General features: G+C 74.6%; 15 protein-coding genes. 4 read left to right on the top strand and 11 right to left on the bottom strand.

The annotated features are described in order from the left end of the window. Positions 1 to 33 precede the first annotated feature (33 nt). The gene (locus tag ACGFZ2_RS07170; RefSeq protein ID WP_393450995.1) at positions 34 to 1497 is read left to right on the top strand and encodes an SDR family oxidoreductase; all 1464 of its coding nucleotides are present in this window, start codon (positions 34 to 36) and stop codon (positions 1495 to 1497) included. A 5-nt stretch (positions 1498 to 1502) separates the two neighbouring features. On the opposite strand, the gene ACGFZ2_RS07165 is transcribed toward ACGFZ2_RS07170, so the two are convergent. The 4 genes from ACGFZ2_RS07165 to prmC all read right to left on the bottom strand — a co-directional run bounded on the left by ACGFZ2_RS07165 (position 1503) and on the right by prmC (position 6032). Further along, positions 1503 to 3614 carry a transglycosylase domain-containing protein gene (locus ACGFZ2_RS07165; protein WP_393450992.1) on the bottom strand — a complete coding sequence of 704 codons (2112 nt, stop codon included), beginning with the start codon at positions 3612 to 3614 and terminating at the stop codon, positions 1503 to 1505. 184 nt (positions 3615 to 3798) lie between these two features. After that, on the bottom strand, positions 3799 to 4410 hold the full coding sequence (locus tag ACGFZ2_RS07160) for a phosphotyrosine protein phosphatase (RefSeq protein WP_393450989.1): 612 nt from the start codon (positions 4408 to 4410) through the stop codon (positions 3799 to 3801). Beyond that, positions 4411 to 5055, bottom strand: coding sequence for an L-threonylcarbamoyladenylate synthase (locus ACGFZ2_RS07155; protein ID WP_350704136.1), 645 nt, complete (start codon positions 5053 to 5055; stop codon positions 4411 to 4413). Then, entirely contained in the window at positions 5055 to 6032 is a 978-nt protein-coding gene (prmC, locus tag ACGFZ2_RS07150; protein WP_393450986.1) for a peptide chain release factor N(5)-glutamine methyltransferase, read from the bottom strand. Before prmC ends, ACGFZ2_RS07155 begins: the two co-directional genes overlap by 1 nt. Positions 6033 to 6075: 43 nt before the next feature. On the opposite strand from prmC, the gene ACGFZ2_RS07145 reads away from it, so the two are divergent. After that, positions 6076 to 7626 (top strand): GGDEF domain-containing protein, encoded by a 1551-nt coding sequence (locus tag ACGFZ2_RS07145; protein WP_393450983.1) that lies wholly within the window; start codon positions 6076 to 6078, stop codon positions 7624 to 7626. A 30-nt stretch (positions 7627 to 7656) separates the two neighbouring features. Here the strand turns inward: ACGFZ2_RS07145 and prfA are convergent, their stop codons facing one another. Together prfA and rpmE are read right to left on the bottom strand one after the other, a co-directional pair. After that, complete coding sequence (gene prfA / locus ACGFZ2_RS07140) at positions 7657 to 8745, bottom strand: peptide chain release factor 1 (RefSeq protein ID WP_393261041.1); 1089 nt, start codon at positions 8743 to 8745, stop codon at positions 7657 to 7659. A gap of 106 nt (positions 8746 to 8851) precedes the next feature. Beyond that, positions 8852 to 9076 carry a 50S ribosomal protein L31 gene (gene rpmE / locus ACGFZ2_RS07135; RefSeq protein ID WP_350686436.1) on the bottom strand — a complete coding sequence of 75 codons (225 nt, stop codon included), beginning with the start codon at positions 9074 to 9076 and terminating at the stop codon, positions 8852 to 8854. A gap of 299 nt (positions 9077 to 9375) precedes the next feature. Here rpmE and ACGFZ2_RS07130 point away from each other — a divergent pair, with 299 nt between their 5' ends. Then, positions 9376 to 10272: an AAA family ATPase gene (locus ACGFZ2_RS07130; protein WP_393450980.1), complete on the top strand. Its 897-nt coding sequence runs from the start codon at positions 9376 to 9378 to the stop codon at positions 10270 to 10272. A gap of 93 nt (positions 10273 to 10365) precedes the next feature. Here ACGFZ2_RS07130 and ACGFZ2_RS07125 read toward each other — a convergent pair whose 3' ends face one another. The 3 genes from ACGFZ2_RS07125 to thrB form a co-directional block, all read right to left on the bottom strand. Further along, a complete protein-coding gene (locus ACGFZ2_RS07125) occupies positions 10366 to 13809 on the bottom strand; it encodes a phosphodiester glycosidase family protein (protein WP_393450977.1) in 3444 nt (1147 codons plus the stop codon). Between the two features lie 383 nt (positions 13810 to 14192). Next, a complete protein-coding gene (rho, locus tag ACGFZ2_RS07120; protein WP_393450974.1) occupies positions 14193 to 16199 on the bottom strand; it encodes a transcription termination factor Rho in 2007 nt (668 codons plus the stop codon). Between the two features lie 294 nt (positions 16200 to 16493). Then, positions 16494 to 17438, bottom strand: coding sequence for a homoserine kinase (gene thrB, locus ACGFZ2_RS07115; RefSeq protein WP_393261051.1), 945 nt, complete (start codon positions 17436 to 17438; stop codon positions 16494 to 16496). A gap of 138 nt (positions 17439 to 17576) precedes the next feature. Here thrB and ACGFZ2_RS07110 point away from each other — a divergent pair, with 138 nt between their 5' ends. After that, the gene (locus ACGFZ2_RS07110) at positions 17577 to 18143 is read left to right on the top strand and encodes a hypothetical protein (protein ID WP_393450971.1); all 567 of its coding nucleotides are present in this window, start codon (positions 17577 to 17579) and stop codon (positions 18141 to 18143) included. Between the two features lie 12 nt (positions 18144 to 18155). Here the strand turns inward: ACGFZ2_RS07110 and ACGFZ2_RS07105 are convergent, their stop codons facing one another. Continuing rightward, entirely contained in the window at positions 18156 to 19400 is a 1245-nt protein-coding gene (locus ACGFZ2_RS07105; RefSeq protein WP_350703628.1) for an MFS transporter, read from the bottom strand. Between the two features lie 115 nt (positions 19401 to 19515). Further along, positions 19516 to 22800 carry an efflux RND transporter permease subunit gene (locus tag ACGFZ2_RS07100; protein WP_393261056.1) on the bottom strand — a complete coding sequence of 1095 codons (3285 nt, stop codon included), beginning with the start codon at positions 22798 to 22800 and terminating at the stop codon, positions 19516 to 19518. Positions 22801 to 22846: the final 46 nt, after the last annotated feature.

Below are 22846 nucleotides of genomic sequence, written 5' to 3'. Positions count from 1 at the left end.
CGCCAGAGTCTATTGGGCGGCACACTGGAAGCCGTGAGATGCCTGGTCACCGGAGCCACGGGTTACATCGGCGGGCGGCTCGCGCCCCGGCTGCTGGCCGAGGGGCACACGGTGCGCTGCCTCGCCCGCAGGGCCGGCCGGCTGCGGGACGTGCCCTGGGCGGAGCGCGCCGAGATCGCCGAGGGCGACCTGCGCAGGCCGGAGACCCTGGCGGCCGCGTTCGAGGGCGTGGACGTCGCGTACTACCTGGTGCACTCGCTCGGGCAGGCCGGCTTCGAGGCCGCCGACCGGGAGGCCGCGGTCAACTTCGCCGCCGCGGCCCGCGCCGCGGGCGTACGCCGGATCGTCTACCTCGGCGGGCCGGAGCCGGCGGCGCACCGCGAGGTCCCGTCGGCGCACCTGCGCTCGCGGGCCGAGGTGGGACGCATCCTGCTGGACAGCGGGGTGCCGACGGCGGTGCTGCGGGCGGCGGTGATCATCGGGTCCGGCTCGGCCTCGTTCGAGATGCTGCGCCACCTGACCGAACGGCTGCCGGGCATGGTCACCCCGCGCTGGGTCCGCAACCGGATCCAGCCGATCGCCGTCCGGGACGTGCTGCGCTACCTGGTCGGCTGCGCGAGCCTGCCGCCGGAGGTGAACCGCGCCTTCGACGTCGGCGGGCCCGACGTCCTCACCTTCCAGGACATGGTGCAGCGCTACGCGCGGGTGGCCGGGCTGCGCCGCCGGATCATCGTGCCGGTGCGACCGCTGACCCCGTCGCTCTCCTCGTACTGGGTCGGGCTGGTCACCCCGGTGCCGAACGCGATCGCCCGGCCGCTGGTGGAGAGCCTGGTCCACGAGGCCGTCGCCCGCGAGCACGACATCGCCGCCCACGTCCCGGACCCGCCGGAGGGGCTGACCAGCTTCGACCAGGCGGTCGCGCTGGCCCTGGTCAAGGTGCGCGACGGCGAGGTGGAGACCCGCTGGTCGACGGCGAGCGGCCCGGACGCGCCCGCCGAGCCGCTGCCCAGCGACCCGGAGTGGTCCGGCGGCACCGCCTACACCGACGTACGGGAGCGGGCCGTGCACGCGTCGCCGGAGGCCCTGTGGCGGGTCGTCGAGGGCGTCGGCGGGGAGCACGGCTGGTACTCGTTCCCGCTGGCCTGGTCCGCCCGGGGCTGGCTGGACCGGCTGGTGGGCGGCGTGGGGCTGCGCCGGGGCCGGCGCGACCCGCACCGCCTGCGGGTCGGCGAGGCGCTGGACTTCTGGCGGGTGGAGGAGATCGTCCCGGGCGAGCTGCTGCGGCTGCGCGCCGAGATGCGGCTGCCCGGCCGGGCCTGGCTGGAGATGCGGGTGGCCCCGCTCGACGGCGGCCGCAGCCGCTACCACCAGCGGGCGGTGTTCCTGCCCCGCGGCCTGGCCGGGCACGCGTACTGGGGGGCGGTGGCGCCCTTCCACGCGGTGGTCTTCGGCGGGATGGCCCGCAACATCGCCCGGGGCGCCGAGCAGACCCCCTGAGTGGGTCAGTTGCCCGTGCGGGCGCCGGTGTGCCGGAAGGCGGTCGCCTCGCTGGGCGGCACGAAGTCCCGGACCGGCTGGTCGCGCAGGGCGAAGGAGAGCACCTCGCCCACCGCCTCGACCAGCTGCCCCTGCACCCGCTGGCCGACCGCGTCGCGCGGGTCGTCGGGGTTGGTGGCGATCGAGGCGACCACCAGTTGCGGGGTGAAGGCGACCACGGTCTCGGTCGCGTACCCGTCCGAGCTGCCGGTCTTGCCGGCCACCGGGCGGCCGACTTGCCGGCGCAGCCCCTCGGCGGTGCCGCGGTCGCACTCCCGGTACATCGACTGGTCGCCGACCGGGCAGCGGGCGGCGTCGGCCGCCGCCCGGGCCACGTCCGTGTCGACCGCCTGCCGGCAGTCCGGCCGCGCGGCGGCCACCGGCCGGCCCGCCGCGTCGGTCACCGAGACGACGGGCAGCGGCGCGCACCACGTCCCCTCGGCCGCCACCGCCGCGTACGCGCCGGCGAGGTCGAGCGGGGTGGTGGCGGAGACGCCGAGGGTGAACGGCCCCCACTCGCGCGCCCCGTGGCGGGCCAGCCGCGCGTCGTCCTCGGCCCGGAACACGATCCCGAGCCGCTCGGCCATCTCCACCACCCGGTCCGCGCCGACCCGCTCGGCCAGCCAGGCGAAGTAGGTGTTGACCGAGTTGCCGAACGCCGTCCACATGGTGTGTTCGCCGTCCATGTCGCTGTTGGCGTTCTGGGGGCACCAGTACCCGTCGCAGCTAGCCGCCCCGGTCGCCCGGAACTCGGTCACGATCCGCTCCGGCGCGTCGAACTCCGTGTCCAGCGGCAGCCCGGACTCCAGCGCGGCCAGCATGGTGAAGATCTTGAACGTCGAGCCGGCCTGGTAGCCGTCGATCGCCCCGCCCCCGGCGACCAACTGGTTGACCGTGTTCGGGTGGTTCTTCTGCCCGGCCGGGTTGCCGGCCACGCTGTAGTTCCGGTTCACCGCCATGGCGAGCACCCGGCCCGTGCCGGGCTGGACCACCGCCGTCGGCGCCGCCCGGCGGTCGTCCAGGGAGTAGATCCGGCGGACCTGCTCGGTGGCGGCGCGCTGCACGGCCGGGTCCAGCGAGGAGACGATGGAGAAGCCGCCCCGACGCAGCGTGAGCTGCCGCTCGTCGACCGTCGCGCCGAACGCCTGCTGGGCGTTCCACCAGCGGGTGAACCAGTCGCAGAAGAAGCCCCAGTCGGCGTGCTCCTCCGGCACCGCCGTGCAGTCGTTCGGGGTCTGGCTGGGGCGCAGGTGCAACTGCTCGGCCCGGGCCTGGTCCGCCGCCGCGGCCGGGACCTGCCCCGACTCGACCAGCCGGTCCAGCACGTACGCCCGGCGGGCGAGCGCCGCGTCCGCGTCGCCGTTGATCGGGTCGTCGGTGTGCGGGGAGCGGACCAGCCCGGCCAGCAGCGCGGCCTCGGCCAGGGTGAGATCCGCCGGTGCCTTGGAGAAGTAGCGCTTGCTCGCGGCGGCCACCCCGTACGCCCCGGCCCCGAAGTAGGCGATGTTGAGGTAGCGGGCGAGGATCTCGTCCTTGGTCAGCTCCCGCTCCAGGGCCAGCGCGTACCGCATCTCCTGGATCTTCCGGGCGGTGGTGAGTTCGGTGGCGGCGGCGCGCTGCCGCTCGCTGAGCCGGGGGTCGTTGCTGAGCACGTTGCGGACGTACTGCATGGTCAGCGTGGACGCGCCCTGCCGGGTCTCCCCGCTGCCCTGGTTGACCGTGAAGGCCCGCACCGCGCCGCGCAGGTCGACCCCGCTGTGCTCGTGGAACCGGACGTCCTCGGCGGCGACGATCGCCTGCCGCATCACCGGCGCGACCTCGGCCAGCGGCACGTCCACCCGGTCCTCCTGGTAGAAGGAGGTGATCAGGGTGGTGCCGTCGTTGGCGTAGAGGTTCGACCGCTGGGCCGTCGGCGGCGTGCGCAACGTGTTGGGCAGCTCCGAGTACGGCGCGGCGAGCGCCGAGAACCCGATGCCGAACACCAGCGCGGTCGGTAGGGCCGCCGCCGCGAGCGCCACGCCGGCGAGCACGCCGGCGAGCAGCACGGTGAACAGTCTTTCGAGGTGTGCCCGGGTCATCAGCTCTCCCCGCAGGAGCCGGTCAGGACCCACCCAGAATGACCTGAAAGGCCCTCTCCACCGCCCCTTTCCCCCAAACCCGCAGGAAACTCACGCGCGAGGGTAACTCCGGCGAATTACGGCACGAGTCCGGCGGCGCGGGTGGACGGCCACGGCGGCAGCCTGCCCGGAGCGCGGCGGGCGGTTACGGCAGGAGCGCGGCGGCGAGGGGGTGGACGGTCTCCTCGATCTCGTCGGCCACCCGGCTGAAGCACTGGTCGCCGCGCCCCCACGGGTCGTCGAGATCGTCGGTGGGCAGGGCGGTGGTGCCCTCCCGGGCGGCGTGGGCGGCCGCCACCAGCGCCACGCCGCGCGCGTACACCTCCTCCGGGTTGGCCTCGGCCGGGGGCAGCCCGGCCGCGTCCACCGCGGCGAGCAGCCGGCCGAACTCGCCCAGCACGAAGGTGCGCGCCGCGGCGTCGGGACGCAGCGCCACCACGTACTCCTGCTGGTCCGCGGTGGCGGTGAGCACGAGGTCGGCGGCGTCGATGTGGTCCGAGCGGAGCTTGCGGGCGGCGAAGCCGTCGGTGCTGCCGCCCCGGGTGGTGACCTGGCGGGCGGCCGGCGGGTTCATCTCCTCACCGGCGTGCCAGCCGCCGGTGCCCGCGCTGTGGCTGTGCACCAGCTCGTCGGCGCGGCCCGGGTCGGCCTCCCGCCGGGCCAGCCGCTCCCGGACGGCGAGGGCCAGCAGCCGCTCGGCCATCGGGGACCGGCAGATGTTGCCCATGCAGACGTGCAACACGGTGAACGGCGGCACTCAGACCCCCTGGCCGACGAGGATGTCCGGCACCACGTCACGCAGCTTCTCCAGCGGGACGGCGCCCTGGCGGAGGACCTGCGGCACCTCGCCGGTGAGGTCGACGATGGTGCTCGGCACCGGGTCCGGGCAGGGCCCCGCCTCCAGGTACGCCCGCACCGAGTAGGCGAGCTGGTCGCGGGCCTGCTCGGCGGTGAGCGCGGCCGGCTGGCCGGTCTTGTTGGCCGAGGCGACCGCCATCGGGCCGGTCTCGCGCAGCACCTCCAGCGCCACCGGGTGCAGCGGCATCCGCACCGCCACCGTCCCGGACGTGTCGCCGAGGTCCCAGCGCAGGCTCGGCGAGTGCTCGACGACGATGGTCAGCGCGCCGGGCCAGAACGCCTCCACCAGGTCCCGCGCGGCCTGGGGCAGCGAGTAGACCAGGCCGTCGAGGGTGTGCCGGGAGCCGATCAGCACCGGCGGCGGCACGTGCCGGCCGCCCTTGGCGTCCAGCAGGGCCTTGACCGCGTACGGGGTGAACGCGTCCGCGCCGATCCCGTAGACCGTGTCCGTCGGCAGGACGACGAGTTCGCCGTTCTTGACCGCCTCGATGGCCGCAGCGATGCCGCGGTCCCGGTCGGCGGGCGACCGGCAGTCGTAGAGCATCACGAGGAGTCAGTCTGCCACGCCGGGTGGACGGCGGCGTGCGGGCCGTCCGCCCGGCGGGACGCGGTGGCGAAGCGGGGCCGCCCGACCAGGTCCGGGTGGTCGGCCACCGCCTCGAACCGACCGTCCGCCGCCAGCAGGTCGGGCACCGCCGTGCCGTGCGTGTCGTCGTGCTCGACGCCGAGCGCCCCGCCGGGGCGCAGCAGGGCCGCCGCCCGCGCGACCACCGGGCGGATCACCGCCAGGCCGTCCGCCCCGCCGAAGACCGCGCTGGCCGGATCGTGCCGGCCCACCTCCGGCGGCACCGGCACGTCGGAGGGCACGTACGGCGGGTTGCAGAGCAGCACGTCGACCCGGCCGACGAGGTCGGCCAGCAGGTCCGGGGCGGTGACGTCCGCCGCCACCACCTCGATCGGCCGGTCCCCCGCCGCCGCCCGGGTCGCCGCGTTCCGCCGCAGCCAGGGCAGCGCGTCGGCCGAGCGTTCCACCGCCACCACCCGGGCGGCCGGCACCTCCTGGGCGACCGACAGGGCGACCGCGCCGGAGCCGCTGCACAGGTCCACCACCACCGGGGCGGCCAGGCGCCCGGCCCGCGCGATCCCCCAGCCGGCGAGCAGCTCGGTCTCGGGCCGCGGCACGAAGACACCCGGCCCGACGGCCAACTCCAGGTGCCGGAAGCCGGCGACGCCGGTGAGGTGCTGCAACGGCTCCCGGTCGGCCCGCCGGGCGACCAGCCCGTCGAACCGGTCGAGCTGGTCGGCGGTGAGGTCGTCGGCCAGCGCGAGCCGCCCCCGGGGCACCCCCAGCACGTACGCGGCCAACTGCTCCGCCTCGGCGCGGGCCGCCTCGACGCCGGCCTCGGCCAGCGCCCGGGCCGCCCGGGACACCGCCACGGAAGGGCGTTGTCGTCTCGTCCCTTCGGACGGCTGTTGCGGCGCGGTCGTCACGAGATAATCATGAGGCGTCGCGCCGGACATCACGAGCGGATGCGTCCGGGCGCACACCGACAGGAGGTCGCGGGTGGGTTGGCTCGACCGGGTCACCGACCAGGTTGACGCCCTCACGCGGTCGCGGGCGTTGCAGGAGTCCAGCCGTTCCGCCGAGGCGTACGCGATCCTCGACCGCGTCATCGGCACCACCACCGACCCGTACGCGCGGGCCGACGCCCTGGTGCAGCGCCTCTCGGCGGTGATCAACCTGGGCCGGACGGCCGAATACACGCGGGCGGTCGAGGAGGCCTCCACCGCGGTCCGCGACCTCGCCGAGCCCTACCTGCACGGGCACCTCAACGCGCTGGCCGCGCTGGCCGCGCACCACCAGGGCGCGCTGGACCGCTGCGTCACGCACCTGGTCAAGGCCGCCCGGGCGCTGGGCGCGGTGCCGGATCCCGACCGGGACACCGCGTGGGGCTGGCACGACCTCGCGATGGCCTACTCCTACCTCAGCTTCCACGGCTACGCCCTCGGCGCCATCGAGCGCGCCCGGCAGCTCGGGACGGCCGCCGGAATCCCGGCGGAGACGTTCGCCGCGCCCGGCATCCGGCTGCGCAACGCGGTGGCGCTGGACCACAACGGCGACAGCGACGGCTGCCTGCGGGTGCTGCGGGACGTCGCCGCCGACCTGGACCGGTTCCTGCGCAGCGGCCGGGCCGGGAGGCTGCGCCCGAGCAGCCTGGCCGCGTACGGCTACGCCGCCGCCCGGCGGGGGGCCCTGGGCGACCGGCTGGAGGTCGGCACGGACGCCGCCCCGGCGCGGCTGCTCGGCCACGGCGGGGACAGCGCCCGGGCCCGGGACATGCGCCAGCTCGGCCAGGTCTGCCTCGCCGTCGCCGAGGGCCGGCCGATCGAGGCGGTCACCCGGCTGGACACCGTCCAGGTCTCCAGCGAGACGTTGGGCGCGGCCGAGCCGGCGCGGCTGCGCAGCATCGCCCTGGCCCGCTCCGGCGACCACGCGGCGGCCCACCGGGCCGACCGGCTGGCGTTCCGGCTGGCCGCCCAGCGCAACGACCGGCTCCGGGACGTCTACATCGACGGCATCGCCGCCCGCATCGACCACGAGGAGATGCGCCGCGAGGCGGCCCGCTTCGAGGGCGAGGCGCTGACCGACCCGCTGACCGGGCTGCCCAACCGGCGCCGGCTGGAGCGCTACATCGCCACGGTGGTCGCCGGCGGCGACCGGGTGGTGATCGGCGTCTGCGACCTGGACGGCTTCAAGGCGGTCAACACCCGGCACGGGCACCACTCCGGCGACCTGGTGCTCCAGCGCGTCGCCGGGGTGATCAACCGGGTGATGCGCCGGGGCGACTTCGTGGCCCGCTACGGGGGCGACGAGTTCGTGGTGGTGCTCCCCCACGCCGGGATGGCCGAGGCGGCCGAGGTGGGCCGCCGGATCGACGCCGCGGTGCGGGCGGAGGACTGGGAGTCGCTGGTGCCCGGCACGCCGGTCGGGGTCAGCGTCGGCTTCGCGGAGGTGGGCGCCACCGGCCCCGGCCTGCGCGACGCCCTCAGCGCCGCCTTCGAGGCGGCCGACCGCGAGATGCTCCGCGCGAAGACCCGCCCCCGCGCCTCCTGACCCCCGCCTTCTCCTCGGCCGGCCGGCGGGTCAGCGACGGGTCAGCTCCGTGTCGCCGGCCAGGCGGGCGGCGCGGTCGGCCTCCGCCAGGGCGTCGAGGACGCCGTCCAGGTCCCCGGCGAGGGACAGGTCCAGGTTGTACGCGGTGTAGCCGATCCGGTGGTCGGTGATCCGGTTCTGCGGGAAGTTGTAGGTGCGGATCCGCTCCGAGCGGTCCACGGTACGCACCTGTGCCTTGCGGGCGTCCGAGGCGGCCGCGTCGGCCTGCTCCTGGGCCGCCGCCAGCAGCCGGGCGCGCAGGATCCGCATCGCCTGCTCCCGGTTCTGCAACTGGGACTTCTCGTTCTGGCAGGAGACCACGATGCCGGTCGGGACGTGGGTGATCCGCACCGCCGAGTCGGTCGTGTTCACCGACTGGCCGCCCGGACCCGACGAGCGGAACACGTCGATCCGCAGGTCGTTCGGGTCGATGGTGACGTCGACGTCCTCGGCCTCGGGCAGCACCAGCACGCCGGCGGCGCTGGTGTGGATCCGGCCCTGCGACTCGGTGACCGGGACGCGCTGCACCCGGTGCACGCCGCCCTCCCACTTGAGCCGGGACCAGACGCCGTTGCCGCCCTCGGGCACGCCCTTGGTCTTGATCGCCAGCGAGACGTCCTTCACCCCGCCGAGGTCCGAGTCCTGGGCATCGATCACCTCGGTGAGCCAGCCGCGCCGCTCGGCGTACCGGGTGTACATCCGCAGCAGGTCGCCGGCGAAGAGCGCGGACTCCTCGCCGCCCTCGCCGGCCTTGATCTCCACGATCACGTCCTTGGCGTCGTGCGGGTCGCGCGGGATCAGCAGCTCGGCCAGCCGCTCCTCGAGCGCCGGCAGGGTCGCCGCGATCGACTCCGCCTCGGTGGCGAAGGACGGGTCCTCGGCGGCCAACTCCCGGGCGGCGGCGAGGTCGGCACGGGCCTGCTCCAGCTCACCGGCCGCCTTGTGCAGCGGGACCAGCTCGGCGTACCGACGGCCGACCCGGCGGGCGGTGCCCTGGTCGGCGTGGATGGCCGGGTCCGCCAGCCGCTTCTCCAGCTCGGCGTACTCGTCGAGGAGGGCGGCCAGGCGCTCGCTGCTCATGCGGGGGAAGCTCCTTCGACGACGACGGGACGGGAGGCGGAACCGGGGCGGATACGGACGACGCCCGCGACCGGCACGAAACCGGGCGCGGGCGCCGAACGAGGAGTTACTTGGCCTTCTTGGCCTGAACCTTGGCGTACTTCTGCTGGAACTTCGCGACCCGCCCGGCGGTGTCCAGGACGCGCTGCTTGCCCGTGTAGAACGGGTGGCAGGCGCTGCAGGTCTCGACGTGGATCGAGCCGCCCTTGGCGGTGCTGCGGGTGCTGAAGGTGTTGCCGCAGGAGCAGGTGACCTCGGTGGTCACGTACTCCGGGTGGATGTTGGGCTTCATGTCGCCTCGGTCCTTTCGTGGATGGTCGCCGGGTCGCCGTCGGTGTCCGTCGCCTCGTGCGCGACGGGCTCGGGCGTGAACCGGAACCGGTGGCCGATTGACCAGTGTGCCATGGGCCGGCGCCGGCCCGGCAATCGGGCCGCACGGCTGGTCCGGCATCGACAACGCGCGCCTCGTCTCCCGCATTCCCGCCGCCTGGCCGGGCATTCACCCCGGCACGGCCGCCCGCCGGTCGTGCCCCGACCGGGGTACGGCGGCGACGCACCGCCGGCCACCGAGACGTACGACACGGAGGAGCCATGGCCCGCCTGATCGCCACCCGGGGACTCCCCGCCTCCGGCAAGACCACGTTCGCCCGGACGCTGCAACCGTCCGTGGTCCGGGTCAACCGGGACGACCTGCGCCGGATGCTGCACGGCGAGCGGCTGTTCACCCAGTGGGCGGAGTGGCAGGTCACCGTCGTGCAGCGGGCGCAGGTCGAGGCGCTGCTGCGGGTTCGGGCGGACGTCTGCGTCGACGACACCAACCTGCGGTCGCGGACCCTGCGGGACTGGGCCGACCTGGCCGCCCGGCACGGCGCCGAGTTCGAGGTGCACGACTTCACCGACGTGCCGCTGGCGGAGTGCCTGCGCCGCGACGCCGCCCGCCCGGAGGCCGACCGGGTCGGCGAGGCATGGATCCGCCGGCTGCACGAGCGCTACCTGGCGGGGCGCGCGCTGCCGCTGCCGGTGCCGCAGGCCCGGACGGGGCGGCCGGCCACGGTGCACGCCCCGTCGACCGAGCCGCCGGAGATCGTGCTGGTCGACATCGACGGGACGGTCGCGCTGAACGTCTCGCGCAGCCCGTACGACATGACCCGGGTCGACGAGGACGAGCCGAACCCGGCGGTGATCGCGGCGGTCCGGGCGATGCACGCGGCCGGGTACGGGGTGGTCTTCTGCTCGGGCCGCGACGCCACCGCCCGGCCCGCCACGGAGGCGTGGCTGGCCCGGCACGTCCGGGTGCCCTACCTCGACCTGCACCTGCGCGCCGTCGGCGACAACCGCAAGGACTCGGTGGTCAAGCAGGAGATCTACGAGCACGAGGTCAGGGACCGCTACCGGGTGGTCGGCGTCTTCGACGACCGCCAGCAGGTCGTACGGATGTGGCGCGCCCTCGGCCTCACCGTCTTCCAGGTCGCCGAGGGCGACTTCTGAGGCCCGCACCGGGATCGGTGCGGGCCTCAGATCGGCGTTAGGAAGGGCACCTTCCTATGCACCAGGCGATAGGAAGGTGCCCTTCCTTACACCTCAGGCGGCGGGGGTCAGGGTGACGGTCGCCTCGGCGTGGACGCCGTTGACGGCCACCGCCAGCGTGACCTGCGCGCCGGGGCGCAGGGCGGTGAGCGTGCCGGTGGCCGGGTCGAAGCGGGCCACGTGCCAGGGCTTCAGCCCGGCGGCCGAGCCGACGTGCAGGTTCGGCGAGGCGGACCAGTCCGCACTCACCGGGGCCGCCACCGGCACCGTACGCCCGCCCGGCTGGGTCACCGTGGCGGTGACCGTGGCCGGGGCGCCGACGGCGACGCTGGCCGGGGCGGCCATCGCGAGCCCGTCGACGTGCGCGTGGAACTCGGCGGCGACCCAGCTCGGGCCCTCGGCGAGCGGGTCCCGCCGGGCCCGGTCGGCCTCGGCGGCGCTCACCGGGTCCACCCCGAACTCGGTCCACCCGGTGAATCCGCCCTGGTCGGCCGGGGTGGACGGGTTCTTGCCCGAGTTGCCGTTGATCAGGTACGGCACCCCGTCGACCCGGTCGGCGTGGAACGTGCCGACGTGCCCGCCGACGAAGACCGCCCCCTTGCCGGTGCGGTGCTGGAAGTCGGCCAGCCACTGCTCCAACAGCGCGGCCTCCTTCCGGTCGCCGAGCTGGCTGGCCTTGGCGGGGCTCGGGTCGCGCGGCGGGTGGTGGTACAGCACCGCCACCGAGCCGACGGCGGGGTCGCCGGCCGCCGAGTCGAGCGCCTCGCGCAGCAGCCGCACCTGGTCGAAGCCGCCGCCGCGCAGCGAGCCGGTCGACGAGTTCAGCGTGACGAACCGGGTGCCCTTGTGGTCGAAGACCCGCTCGGTGTCGCCGAACGCGGCCCGGAAGTTGGCGATCGGGGCGCCCATGATCTCGTGGTTGCCGGGCACGTAGTAGTACGGCAGTTCCCCGCCGAGCTCCTCGTCCAGCACCCGCTTCGCCAGCGCGAAGTCGGCCGGGTACGCGGTGTCCACGAAGTCGCCGTTGATCACGAGGAAGTCCGGCTTCGCGGCCTTGACCTCGCGGAGCGTACGGCGGGCCTGGGCGACCAGGTCGCTGTCCGGGTCCGCCGCGACGAACTGCGCGTCGGACATGACCGCGAAGCGCCAGGGCGCGCCGTCGACCGTGCCGTCGCGGAGCACCACCCGGTCGGTGCGCGGCGCCTCGGCCGGGGCGTCGACCGTCGGCGGCACCTTCGCCACCAGGTCGTCGATGACCACCTCGCTGCGGTACTGGGCAGCGGCGTTGGTCTCGGCCACGTAGAACCGGCGGATCCGCACCGGGTACTGCACCCCGGCGGGCACGGCGAACTCGACGTACTTCCAGCCCTTCCAGGTGATCAGTGGCCCGCGCAGGACGTGCTGGGTGTTCTGCGCGTCGTGCAGGTGCAGGCTGGGCCATTCCCCGGTGCCGTTGCCGTGGATCCACATGCCGAACGCCTGCGGCTGGCCGGCCACGTCGATCCAGGCCGGCGGGTCGGCGTACGCGGCCCGGGTGCCGGTGGACTGACTGAAGTCGTACGTCATCTTCAGGCCGGTGCCGGTGCGCCCCGGCGCCGGGGCGACGGCACCGCTGGCCCGGGCCTGGCTGAACTTCCAGGCCGCCGCGTCGTCGAACGTGGCCACCGGGACGTCGGTGAGCCCGACGGTGACGGGCAGCACGGTGCTGCTGCCGCCCACGCGTACGGTGACCAGCGCCGAGCCGGTGTCCCGCAGCGCGGTGACGGCGAGGTTGCCGTCGGCGGTCGGGGTGATCTTGAGAAGGTCCCGGTCGTAGTCGAGCTTCAGGTCGGCGGGCTCGATCGGGGCGGTGTTGCCCTCCGCGTCGTAGCCGACCACCCCGAACAGCGCGCTGCCGTCGGTGCCGTCCAGGCCGATCCGGTCCACGGTGGAGTCGATCCGGGCCAGCGGGCCGAGGACGGTGAGGTCGAGGGTGCCGCTGGCCTCGCCCCGCCAGGCGGTGACGGTGGTCCGGCCCGGCGTCGCGGCCCGGAAGACACCGGACTCGTCGACCTTGCCGTGCACCGCCGGGTTGGCCCGCCACTCCGGCGCGCCGGCCGCCGGGCCGTACGTCTCGTCGTGGCCGGCGGCGGTGAGCCGGCGGGTCAGGCCGGGGAAGACCCGGTCGGGGCGACCGCCGCGCACCGGCGCGACGCCGGGTGCGCTGGTCGGGTCGCTGGCGGTCTCCAGCCAGTACCCGGTGAGCCGGCCGCTGCCCTGGGGCGCGTAGAGGGCCAGGCCGTTGGGCACCGCGCGCTCCGTGCCGTCGGACGGGCTGTTCTCCACCTGAACGGCCGCCGCGCCCGGCTCCCGGGCGAGCAGCGTGGACGAGCCGCCGCCGTCGAGGTTGAGCGCGTGGTGGGCGCCGAGTTCGGCCATCATCCGGCCCATCTCGGTCTGGGTGACGCCGCGGCTGTCGACCTGCCGGCCGTCCACGGTGAGCATGATCATGCGCCGGCCGTCGGCGGAGAAGCCGACCGACGTGCGCGGGGCCAGCGTCGCGTCGGCGATGTTCTGCACCACGCCGTCCCGGACCAGCACGTTGCCGCCGCCGACCGCCGCGTGCAGGGTGCTGCCGTCGGCGGGCTTGGGCTGCCAGGCGACCGTCACCGGGTCGCCGGGGCGCAGCCCGGCGAGGGCGTCCGCGCCGGCGTCGCGGCCGAGCAGCACGGTGGTGCCGGCCGGGATCGGCCCGCTGCCGGCCGTCGTGCCGACGGTGGCGACGCGGCCGTCGACCACCGTGACCTCCGTGACGCGGGCGGCGCCGGCGACCGCGCGTTCCCGGGTGTACGACCCCCAGAGCGCGGTGAACACGCCGATCCCGTTCGCCTGGATCATGTTGTTGAACTGGGTCAGCGGCACCGGGCCGGTGGGCAGCGTCGCGGTGCCGTCGAAGTTCACCTCGATCACCCGGCCGAGCCCCTCGGTGGTGATCGCGACGGCGTTGCGGTGCCCGCCGACCGCGGACTGGACCAGCTCGCCGTCGCGGATGCCGACGCCCTGGGCGGCGCCCGAGTTGTTGATGTCGAAGAAGTCGCCGTTGACCGCGGCGACCGCGCGGGAGGCGTCCACCGCGCGGCGCAGCGGCTCGGCCCGGCTGACCGCGCCGGAGTTCACGTAGTCGACGGTGACGCCGCCGGTGAGGTCGGCCGTGAGCGCGTCGGCGCGCAGCCAGCCGTCGGCGTCGTACCGGTCGAAGGAGGTGAGTTGGAGGCCCGGGGCGACCGGGCGGGTGGTCTTGGCGGTCTCCAGGCCGCCGGCCGGCTCGATGCCGCCGGAGAGCGTGACGGAGTCGGCGGGGTACGAGGAGGCGCGGGGGGCGTCCTCGGCCGCGGTGGCAGAGGGGTCGGTGGCCGGATCCGGCGCACCGGCGGTCGCCGGCACGGTGCCGGCCATGGTGAGCAGCGGCGTCAACAGCAGGACGCCGGCAAGACGGGCAGATCGTCTGCGGGTACGCATGGGCCACAGTCAACCGGACTGTGAATAGAAGTTTCAATACCTGTCAACCAAACCGAAGGAAAACTCCACCCTTCGCTGCCCGGTCCGCAGCAACCGCGCCGCCGGCGTCGGTGGGGTGGTGGAACGCGCTGTCGAGCTGCCCCGTCCATGCGACCAGCCGGAGCCGTTCCCCGCCCCGGTCCGCGAGGGCGGCTCGACCGCGCGCACTGCCGCCAGGCCCAGGCTCGACACCGCCAGATGACGCGCGCGACGGGCGTGGTGACCGAATGCGACTGTCGTGGGCAGACGGACGGCGGGCGGGCGAACGACAAGGGGTGCCCGGGAACGCGAGAAGGGCACGGCCGCGTGGCCGTGCCCTTCTCGTCGGTCTCACCCGGGGAGGGTCACTCCCCCGGCGTCGACTTGGCGATCTGCATCAGGAACTCGATGTTGGTGCGGGTCTGCTTGAGCTTGTCGAGCAGCAGGTCCAGCGCCGCCTGCGAGTCCAGCGAGTGCAGCACCTTGCGGAGCTTGTGGATGATGGCCAGCTCCTCCGGCGCGAGCAGGATCTCCTCCTTGCGCGTGCCGGACGGGTGGATGTCGATGGCCGGGAAGGTGCGCTTGTCGGCGATCTTCCGGTCCAGCTTCAGCTCCGCGTTGCCGGTGCCCTTGAACTCCTCGAAGATGACCGTGTCCGCCATGGACCCGGTCTCCACCAGCGCGGTGGCGAGGATGGTCAGCGAGCCGCCGTTCTCGATGTTGCGGGCCGCACCCAGGAAGCGCTTCGGCGGGTAGAGCGCGGTGGAGTCGATACCACCCGACATGATCCGGCCGCTGGCCGGCGCCGCCAGGTTGTACGACCGACCGAGCCGGGTCACCGAGTCGAGCAGCACGACCACGTCGTGGCCCAGCTCGACCAGGCGCTTCGCCCGCTCGATCGCCAGCTCCGCCACCGTGGTGTGGTCCTGCGGCGGACGGTCGAACGTCGCCGCGATGACCTCACCCTTCACCGACCGCTGCATGTCGGTGACCTCTTCGGGGCGCTCGTCCACCAGCACCACCATCAGGTGGCACTCCGGGTTGTTGTGCGTGATCGCGTTCGCGATGGCCTGCAGCACCATCGTCTTGCCCGCCTTCGGCGGCGACACGATCAGCGCGCGCTGGCCCTTGCCGAGCGGCATGACCAGGTCGATCACCCGGGTGGTGAGGATGTGCGGCTCGGTCTCCAGCCGCAGCCGCTCCTGCGGGTAGAGCGGGGTGAGCTTGTAGAACTCCGGCCGACGCTTCGCCTCGTCCGGCTCCATCCCGTTGATGGTGTCCAGCCGCACCAGCGGGTTGTACTTGTCCCGCCGCTGCTCGCCGTCGCGCGAGGCGCGCACCGCACCGGTGATGGCGTCACCGCGCCGCAGACCGTACTTCTTGATCTGGGACATCGAGACGTAGACGTCGTTCGGGCCGGCCAGGTAGCCGGTGGTCCGCACGAAGGCGTAGTTGTCGAGCACGTCGATGATGCCGGCCACCGGGACGAGCACGTCGTCCTCGCCGACCTGCGGCTCGCGCCCGCCGTCGCCGCCGCCCTCGGCCCGCTCGCCACGGCCGCGGCGACGGTCCCGGAACCGGCTGCGCCGGCCGCGCCGGCCGCCGCCCTCGCCGTCGTCGTCACCGTCGGCGTCGCGCTCGGCGCGCTGGCCCCGGTCGCCCCGCTCGTTGCGGTCGCCCCGCTCGCCACGCTCGGCCCGCTCGTTACGCTCGGCCCGCTCGCCACGCTCGGCCCGTTCGCCGCGCTCCGCGCGGTCGGCCCGCTCGGCACGGTCGCCGCGCTCGGCACGCTCAACGCGCTCCGCGCCACGCTCCGCACGCTCGGCCCGCTCGCCACGCTCAACGCGCTCCGCACGCTCGCGGCCACGGCCCTCGGCCCGGTCGGCACGCTCGCCGGCCTCGGCCTCCTCCGTGCGGGTCTCCGCGGGACGGGCCTCGGCGGCCCGCGCCTCGGCGGCGGCGGCCCGGCTGCGCCGGGTCCGGGGACGAGCCTCGGTCTCGACGGGCGCCGGCTCCGCCGGCGCCTGCTCCGCGGCCCGCCGCTCGGCCTTGGGCCGCTCGGTGGTCTCGCGGACCTCGGCGTGGACCTCTTCACGGGCGGGAGCGGCGGCGGCCGCGACCTCGGCCCGCGGTCGAGGGGTCCCGGCGGTGGCACCGCCCTGCCGCTCGGAGATCGCGCTGATCAGCTCGCCCTTGCGCATCCGAGCCGTGCCCGAGATGCCGAGCGACGCAGCCAGGCTCTGCAGCTCCGGCAGCAGCATCGCCGACAGGCCGGTGCCGCTGCGCCGACGACGGGCGGGGGCGGCGGCGGCGGTGGTGGCATCGCCAGCGACGTTGGAAACATCCGACGTCACGTCGGTGGTGTCGCTCAATGGATTCCTTCCCTCGATAGGCCGGGACTGCCCGGGGTCGAAACAAGGTGGCCGGGCGGCCTCGGTGCACCCGCCTCGCATGGACGCGTCGCGGGAGTCTGTGACACAGCAGCCGGTCGGTTTCCCGACTCACCGACGTCGGTGAGCAGGTCTCGCCGTCTGCGGCGACCTGTGAAGACTGCGGTGCGGCGTGGGCCTAAGCAGGGGTGACGGGCTGACCGCCGAAAGCTTCGGGGGTGCGCCGACCCGCAGGAAGATCGCATGCTTCGCGGCTGTGCTAAGTCTAGAGCGTAATCAACTCTTCCGACCTGCGGCAACAGGGTCCCGCTCCGCGTGTCCGAGTCTACCCCGGGCAACCCGTGCTCCGTGCCCGTCCGGGTCCAACCGCCAGACCTGCCAGTCTGTTCCCGGATCATAGCCTTCCGGCAACCCGTCCAGGGCCAGGACAGTCGGCCCGGCCCCACTGATCACAGCGGCCACACCGGCCTCACGCAACGCCCTGACCAGGGCGGCACTGCCCGGCATCCCCTCCGCGCGGTAGTCCTGGTGCAGCCGGTCGACGGTGGCCGGCAGCAGCAGCGCCGGCTCGGCGGTCATCGCGTGCACCAGCAGCGCGGCGCGTCCGGCGTTCAGCGCCGCGTCCCCATGCGGCACGGCGGCCGGCAGGGCGGCCCGCGCCGCCGCCGTCAGGCCGCGCTCCTGAGGCACGAAGACCGTCGGCCGTACGCCGGCGGCGACCGGCAGCGACACCGCCCGGGCCCCGGACGGCTCCGTCCAGGCCAGCGTGAAGCCGCCGAGCAGGCAGGGCGCCACATTGTCCGGATGGCCCTCGATCCCGGCGGCGAGCCGCAGCGCGGCGGCGTCGTCCAGCCGGGTCTCCCCTTCGGTCACCAGCGCCCGGGCGAGCAGCACGCCGGCGACGATCGCGGCCGACGAGGAGCCCAGCCCCCGGGCCTGCGGGATGCGGTTGACACACTCCACCGCCAGGCCCGCCGGCTGGCCGCCCAGCGCCTCGAAGGTCGCCCGCATGGCGCGCACCACGAGGTGCCGGTCGTCGGTCGGCAGCTCCCCGGCGCCCTGCCCCGTCACGGCCACCGTGACGCCCCCCGCCGTGACCTCGGCGGCCACGTCGTCGTAGAGGGCCAGGGCGAGCCCCAGGGCGTCGAAGCCCGGCCCCAGGTTGGCGCTGGTGGCGGGAACCCGGACCCGGACCGGACCGGAGGCGAATGTCGTCGGCACTGGCTCATGCTAGGGCTCCGCACCGACGTCGCGGCCGTCCGCCCGCCGGGTGGGACGGGGCCGCCGCGGCACCGCGCGGGTGATCCGGCCCGGTGCCGTTCCGCTAGCCTGACCCGACCGACGACGACGGGAGGCAGCGTGCTCGGACACGTGGCGATGATGGTGGCCACGCAGGCGCCCACGGTGCTGGTGTTGCTGGTCGGCCTCGTGCTGACCGTGACGGCGGGGCGTCGGCTGCCCCGACTGCCCCGGCTGCTGGCCCTGTTCGGCCTCGGCGTGCTGCTCGTCAGCTCGGCGCTCACCCTCGCCTGGGTCCTGCTGGCTCCCCGCCTGATCGACGGCACCTTCGGATCTTCCGACGGCGAGGACTTCGGGTGGATCGGGTATTCCGACGGCGAGGACTTCGGGTGGCGCGAGTTCCAGTTGGTGAACACGGCGTACAGCGTGGTGATGGCCGTGGCGTACCCCCTCGGGCTGGGCCTGGTGATCGCGGCGGTGCTCGCCGGGCGGCGGGCGACCGGCCCGGCGGCTGCCCCCTCGGGCGGCTGGCCGCCCGCCGGGCCGGCGCCGACCCCCGGGCCCGCGCCGACCGTAGCCGGGCAGCCCGCGCCGGGGTGGCCCACGGCGGCCCCCGGTCACGCGCCGACACAGTGGGACGGCCTGACCCGGCCGGACGCGCCCACGGGCGGGGCGGGACAGCGCTGACCGGCGGGCGGGTCAGCGGGCCGGGGTCGGGTCCGGCTCCGCGACGGGGTCGGTGAGGGAGAGCCGGCGGGTGGCGATCCGCCAGCCGACCGCGTAGACCAGCGTGACCAGGCCGCACCCGGCCAGCACCACCCGTTCGTCCACCGTGTCCACCACGGCCGCCACCACGAGCTGGCTGACCGAGATGGCCAGGGTCGCCAGCATCATGTCGGTGGCGAAGACCCGGCCCCGCAACCGGTCGGGCACCTCGCCCTGGAGGGCGAAGTTCGACATCACCCAGTTGCTGCCACCGGCGAAGTGGGCGACGAAGACCAGGGCCAGCACCAGCGGGAACCAGTCGACGACCGAGATGCCGAGGTAGGCCAGGCCGTAGAGGGACATGGACAGCGCCAGCCCGGACAGCAGCCAGGCCCGGTTGTTCAGCACCCGACGCATCAGGATCGGCCCGACCAGCGCACCCGCCCCGCGGACCGCGAAGAGCAGCCCGGTGCCGACCGGCCCCACGCCGTACACCGCGGCGAGCAGCGGGAAGACCGTCAGCACGCCGTTGCCCAGGCCGACCGCGCTCTTCACGGTGACCAGCCCCAGCACCCTCGGCCGGTGCCCGATGTAGCCCAGCGCCTCGCGGATCGCCGCCCAGGTCTGCTGCGCCGGTCGCCCGGCGTCGCGCGGGGCCTGCAACGGCCGGCGGATCAGCGTGGCCAGGCCCGCCGCGGCCGCCAGGCCGACCACCCCCACCCAGAAGCAGGCGTACGGGCCGACGGCGGCGCTGAGCACGCCACCGAGCGAGGCGCCGACGATGGTCATCGTGCCCCAGGCCGACCCGGCGACGGCGTTGCCCGCGGCCAGCTCGTCGGGGTCGAGGACGTTGGGCAGGGCGGCCTGCGCCGCCGGGGAGTAGAACGCCTTGGCCACCGCCACCACGCCGATCCCGACCATCGCCAGCCAGGCCGTGCCGGCGCTGCGCACCCCGAGCAGCAGGAGCACGCCGAACAGGGCCGCGACGTTGGCCGCGATCATGATCTTGCGCCGGTCGAACCGGTCGGCGACCGTGCCCGTGTAGGGCAGCAGCAGCGCCACGATGCCGGTGTCCACGGCGAGCACCAGGGCCCCCCACACGCCGCTGCCGGTCAGGTCCGGCAGGAGCACCAGCAGCGGCACCATGACGAACCAGTCGGCGCCGAAGACCACCAGCTCGGCCAGGACGAGGTTGCGGAAGTTCCGGTTGCGGGCGAGGACCGAGAAGGTGGACGGCACGTCCGGACCCTACCGGGCAGCGGCCGGCGCGCCACGGCGTCCGGCGGGTACCTGACCGAACGCGGACGCCCCCGGCGGGCGGAACCGGCCGGGGGCGTCCACGGACGTACGGGCGCTACTCGGCCGGTGGCAGCGGCGACCTGCGGCTCTTCGGCAGCCGCAGCACCTCGAACTGGTCCGTGCCGTCCACCAGCGCAGCCGACGGCGCCGGCCGGGCGGCCCCCTCCGCGCCGGCCGACGGCGCCGCGGGCACCGAAACCGGCTCGCCGGCCCGCTCCGTCCCGGCGTCCCGGACGCCGGCGGCGGGGGCGGCGGGGGCCGCCGGAGTCGCGCCGCCGGACCGGCGCGCCCGCCAGGAGCGGATGCTCTCCTTGGTGTGCTCCACCATCGTGTAGAGCGTCGGCACCAGGATCAGGGTGAGCAGCGTCGAGCTGAGCAGACCACCGATCACCACGATCGCCAGCGGCTTGGAGATGAAGCCGCCCTCCCCGGTGAGGCCGAACGCCATCGGCAGCAGCGCGAAGATGGTGGCGACCGCGGTCATCAGGATCGGCCGCAGCCGGCGCCGGCCGCCCTCGACCACCGCCTCCCGGACCCCCATGCCCTGCGCCCGGTACTGGTTGATCAGGTCGAGCAGCACGATCGCGTTGGTCACCACGATGCCGACCAGCATGAGCACGCCGATCAGCGCCGGCACGCCCAGCGGGGTGCCGGTGGCCAACAGCAGGCCGATCGCGCCGGTCGCCGCGAACGGGATGGAGATCAGCAGGATCAGCGCCTGGGTCAGGCTGCGGAACGTCGCCACCATGATCAGGAAGACGATCGCGATGGCCGCGAGCACGGCCAGGCCCAGGTCGGCAAACGCCTCCTCCTGGTCGGCGCTGACGCCGCCGATGGCGAAGGTCGCCCCCGGAACGTCGATGGCGTCCAGCTTCTTCTGCAGCTCCTGGGTGGTGGCGCCGAGGTTGGAGCCGGTGGCCGTACCGGTCACCGAGACGCTGCGCTCACCCTCGATCCGGGTCACCTGCTGCGGCCCCTCGGCCACGGTGACGTCGGCGATGTCGTCCAGCTTCACCGGCCCCACCGGCAGCGCGCGCAGCTCCTCGACGGAGACCGGCACCTTGCCCGCGAACCGCAGCACCACGTCCCGCTGCCCGCCGTCCAGGGTCACCTGGCCCAACGGCGCGCCCCGGAACGCCTGCGCCACCAACTGGCCGACGGCGGCCTCGGTGAGCCCGGCCCGGCCGGCGGCGACCCGGTCGACGGTGACGTCGACGCGCGGCACCCGGGTGGCGAGGCTGGTGGAGACGTCCGCCACGCCCGCCACCCCGGCCATCGCCGCCCGGACCTCCTCCGCTGCCCGGTTCAGCGCCTCCGGGTCGGTGGCCTGGACGACCACCTCCAACTGGTTGGCGGCGGCCCCGCCCTGCCCGGCCCCGAAACTGACCTCGCCGACGGCCGCGCCGAGCGCGTCGATCTCCCGGCGCAGGACCTCCCGCATCTCCTTGGCGTCGGTCTCGCCACCGAGGGCCAGCGACCAGGTGGCGACGTTGTTGCCGCCGCCCGCGAACGGGTTGTCCCCACCGCCCGCCGTCACCTGGTACGTCTCGATGCCGTCGGTCCGCTCCAACACCGCCTCGATCTGGCGCGCCGCCGCGTCGGTGCCGGCCAGCCCGGTGCCCGCCGGCAGCTCCTGCGTCATGCTCAGCGTGTCCTGGCCGGAGTCGTCGATGAAGTTGGTCTCCAGCTGACGGGACAGGCCGAACGTGCCGAACAGCACGAGCACGCCGAGCCCCAGGGTGATCCAGCGGGTGGCCCGCTTGCGGGTGGCGAACCCGATCACCGGCAGGTACGCCCGCTGCAACGGGCTGCGCAGCTCCTTCTCCTCCGCCGCCCGGCGCACCGCGGCGTCGTCCACCGTGCCGCCGGAGGGCTTGAGGAACCAGTACGCGAGCACCGGGATGACGGTCAGCGAGACCAGCAGCGAGGCGAGCAGGGCCACGGTGACCGTGATCGCGAACGGCGCGAACAGCTGCCCGACGAAGCCGCCCACCAGCGCGATCGGCGCGAAGACGGCCACCGTGGTGAGGGTGGACGCGGTCACCGCGCCGGCCACCTCGCGGACGGCGGCGAGGATCGCCTCGCGCTTCGGCTCGCCGTACTCCAGGTGTCGCTTGATGTTCTCCAGCACGACGATCGAGTCGTCGACCACCCGGCCGACCGCGATGGTGAGCGCGCCGAGGGTGAGCAGGTTCAGCGAGTAGTCGCCGACCCAGAGCGCGATCAGGGCGACCACCACCGAGAGCGGGATGGAGACCGCGGTGACCACGGTGGAGCGGATCGACAGCAGGAAGACCAGGATGACGATGACGGCCATGACCAGGCCCAGCAGGCCCTCGGTGGTCAGGCTCTCGATCGACTTCTCGACGAACGGCGCCTGGTCGAAGACCACGGTCAGCTCGGCGCCGGAGGCCTCCCGCAGCTCGGCCAGCCGGTCCCGGATCTCGTGGGAGATCTCCACCGCGTTGCCGTCGGGGGCCGCGGTGACGGCGATGCCGAGGCTGTCCCTGCCGTTGGTCCGGGTGAGCGCGGTGGCCGGGGCGGCCTGCTGTTCGACGGTGGCCACGTCGCCGAGGCGGACCGGGGCGGCCTTCCCCGCCGCCGGCGCGACGACGATGCCGCGCAGGTCGTCCAGCGTGGCGAGCGGGGTCCCCACCTGCACCGGCAGCGCCCGGGTGCCGTCGGCCACCGCGCCGGCCGGCACCGTCACGCCGTTGGTCTTCAGCGCGGCGCCGATCGCGGCCGGCTGGAGCTTCGTCGCGGCCAGCTTCGCCGGATTCGGGGTGACCACCACGACGTCGTCCCGGGCACCGGTCACGTCGACCGACCGGACCCCCTCGATCGCCTCCAGCTCCGGCACGACCGCGCCGCGCAGCTTCTCCGCGAGGGCGCGCTGGTCGGCGCCGCCGGACGCGGCGAGCACCACGGCGGGCAGGTCGTCCGTGCTGCCGGCGATGACCTGCGGGTCGACCCCCTCCGGCAGCTGCGTGTCGATCCGGTTGAGCGCGGTCTCCATCTTGTTGACCACGTCGTCCAGGTCGGTGCCGAACTCGTACTGCACCTGGATGGTCGTCGAGCCCTCGCGCGAGGTCGAGGTGACCCTGTCCAGGCCGGGGATGCCCTGGAGGCTGTTCTCGATCGGCTCGGTGACCTGCGACTCGACGACCTCCGGGCCGGCGCCCGGGTACGCCGCCACGATGAACGCGGCCGGGAACTCCAGCGACGGCAGGAGTTGCTGCTTCAGCGACGGCACGGCGAACGCTCCGAACGCCGTGGTCACCACCGCGATGAGGGCGATCAGCCCTCGATTGGCGAGGCTGAATCTGGCGAGCACCGACATCGGCGTGACTCACTCCTGGAGAGAGGACGGTTGCGGGGCGCAACAA

It is taken from the genome of Micromonospora sp. NPDC048063 (assembly GCF_043202855.1).
Classification (GTDB): Bacteria; Actinomycetota; Actinomycetes; order Mycobacteriales; family Micromonosporaceae; genus Micromonospora.
Note: the sequence above shows the minus strand (reverse complement) of the source record. Positions and strands in the feature narration are given on the sequence as shown.